The following is a 2574-nucleotide window of genomic DNA, read 5'->3' on the forward strand; positions in this document are numbered from 1 at the left end:
GTCGTCAATAATAATGTACGGGTAATTCATCAATGTTTTGTCCTAATTTGTTAGGCATAACATTAGACGTTCAAAGCGAAACACTTTAAAATATTAAGTAATTAAGGTAGTTTTGGGAAACTAGTTAAATAAAAACTCCTCATTTTTAATAAAAAAGTCTTTTTTAACAAGTTAAAAATAAACATTTACATCATTTTATGTTTGTGTTGTTAATAGTTTTTGAACAAATGTTAATACATTAAAATAAAGTGCAAATAAAACCGATAAAATGCAGCAAGGAAACGATTTAACACCCTTTTAAAATAAATTTTAAACCATGATAATAATCAGAAAAATTTTATACATTTGAAATGAAAAAATATTAAAAAATGAAAAAAATACTCCTTATACTTTGTTTATCTTCTTCTCTCGCCGGTTTTTGCCAAGAAACAATAGTGGAGAAGCCCAAAGAAAAATCCATATTTGACAGACAACACGAGTTGAAAGCCGGAGGAATTAAACTCCTTTCTGGGCCTATATTCGAAGCCACTTACGAGTACATTCATTCCAAAAATTTTACTTATGGAAGTTCGATATTAGTAAATCTGGATAAAAAAATTGATTATCCAGAAGATTTTTCGATTACGCCATTTGCACGTTTTTATTTCCAAGAAACGAGAGAATATGGCGCTTCCGGTTTTTTTGTTGAAGGATTTGGAAAAATCCTGACAGGCAAAAACAGTTATGACAGCTATGCAATTGAAGAAAAATTTACCGCTGGAGCATTAGGATTATCACTTGGCAAAAAATGGATTAATTCTTCAGGATTTATTTTTGAACTTTTATTTGGAGTTGGCAGAACAATTGGAGGAGGGATGAGCACTCCTGAAGCAGTTTTCCGAGGTGATTTAAACATTGGTTATAGATTTTAACAAAAAAAAGGCTTCTCAAATTGAGAAGCCTTTTCTATATAAATAAAGGTATAATTACATTTTCATCAACCAATTCTTCATCGAAACTTCATTTTCGATAATTGATTTCAAGTCGGCGATTTTCACGCGGTCTTGTTTCATCGTGTCCCTGTGACGGATGGTTACCGTTTGGTCTTCTGCCGTTTGGTGATCTACCGTGATGCAGAAAGGAGTCCCCAAAGCATCTTGTCGTCTGTAACGTCTTCCCACGGCATCTTTTTCATCATAAGCCACGTTGAAATCCCAACGCAAATCATCGATGATTTTGTTTGCGATTTCCGGCAAGCCATCTTTTTTAACCAACGGTAAAACTGCCGCTTTTGTTGGTGCTAAAACAGCCGGTAATTTTAATACTGTTCTTGTTGAACCATCTTCCAATGTTTCCTCTTTCAACGAAGTAGCAAAAACTGCCAAGAACATTCTATCCAAACCTACCGAAGTTTCCACTACGTAAGGAACGTAGTTTTGGTTCAATTCAGCATCAAAATATTGTAATTTTCTTCCTGAATATTGTTCGTGTGCTTTCAAATCGAAATCTGTTCTCGAGTGAATTCCTTCCAATTCCTTGAATCCAAAAGGGAAATCAAACTCGATATCGGCAGCAGCATTCGCATAATGCGCCAACTTTTCGTGATCGTGAAAACGGTATTTTTCTTTTCCTAAACCAAGTGACAAATGCCAGTTCAAACGAGTTGTTTTCCAATGTTCGTACCATTGCATTTCTTCGCCTGGACGCACGAAAAACTGCATTTCCATTTGTTCGAATTCACGCATGCGGAAAATGAATTGTCTCGCAACAATTTCGTTTCTAAACGCTTTTCCGGTTTGGGCAATTCCAAAAGGAACTTTCATTCTTCCTGATTTTTGCACATTCAAGAAGTTCACAAAAATACCCTGAGCCGTTTCCGGACGCAAGTATAAATCCATTGCCGTATCGGCAGAAGCTCCCAATTTGGTACCAAACATCAAGTTGAATTGACGCACTTCGGTCCAATTTCTGGAACCTGATTCCGGACAAGCAATTTCCAGTTCTTCGATTAACGCTTTTACGTCTTCCAAATCGCCATTACCTAAAGAACGTCCCATTCTTTCGAGAATTTCTCTTTCTTTGGCCAAATATTCCACCACTCTTGCGTTGGTCGTGATGAATTCTTGCTCGTTGAAAGCGTCGCCAAAACGAACTTTTGCTTTTTCGATTTCTTTTTTTGCTTTTAGATTCAGCTTTTCAGCATAATCTTCAATCAAGACATCGGCTCGGTATCTTCTTTTGGAATCTTTGTTGTCAATCAATGGGTCGTTGAAGGCATCCACGTGACCTGATGCTTTCCAAGTCGTTGGATGCATCAATATTGCCGCGTCAAGTCCCACGATGTTATCGTTCATTTGAACCATTGATTTCCACCAATATTCGCGTATGTTCTTTTTTAATTCGACTCCATTTTGTGCATAATCATAGACTGCACTTAAGCCATCGTATATTTCGCTTGACGGAAAAATAAATCCGTACTCTTTTGCGTGCGAAACTACATTTTTGAATAAATCTTCTTGTTTTGCCATAATGATGCAAAAATATAAAAAGTGAACTTAAAAAAAAGGAAATTCTTAAAGTTTGAATCATTGATTT

The 2574-nt window shown here is 36.0% G+C and carries 2 protein-coding genes; one reads left to right on the forward strand and one right to left on the reverse strand.

Translation table 11 applies throughout. The features are described from left to right. Positions 1-368 precede the first annotated feature (368 nt). Positions 369-911, forward strand: a complete 543-nt coding sequence (locus C0430_RS08030) for a hypothetical protein (protein ID WP_290867844.1) — start codon at positions 369-371, stop codon at positions 909-911. A 54-nt stretch (positions 912-965) separates the two neighbouring features. On the opposite strand, the gene C0430_RS08035 is transcribed toward C0430_RS08030, so the two are convergent. After that, on the reverse strand, positions 966-2507 hold the full coding sequence (locus C0430_RS08035) for a glycine--tRNA ligase (RefSeq protein ID WP_290867849.1): 1542 nt from the start codon (positions 2505-2507) through the stop codon (positions 966-968). Between the last annotated feature and the right edge of the window lie 67 nt (positions 2508-2574).

Source organism: Flavobacterium sp. (genome assembly GCF_013823965.1).
In the GTDB taxonomy this organism is placed as follows: domain Bacteria; phylum Bacteroidota; class Bacteroidia; order Flavobacteriales; family Flavobacteriaceae; genus Flavobacterium.

What these genes read in the sequence shown, in the direction of transcription:
- C0430_RS08030 (WP_290867844.1), top strand. Translation starts at nt 369, where the DNA reads ATGAAAAAAATACTCCTTATACTTTGTTTATCTTCTTCTCTCGCCGGT.
- C0430_RS08035 (WP_290867849.1), bottom strand. Translation starts at nt 2,507, where the DNA reads ATGGCAAAACAAGAAGATTTATTCAAAAATGTAGTTTCGCACGCAAAA.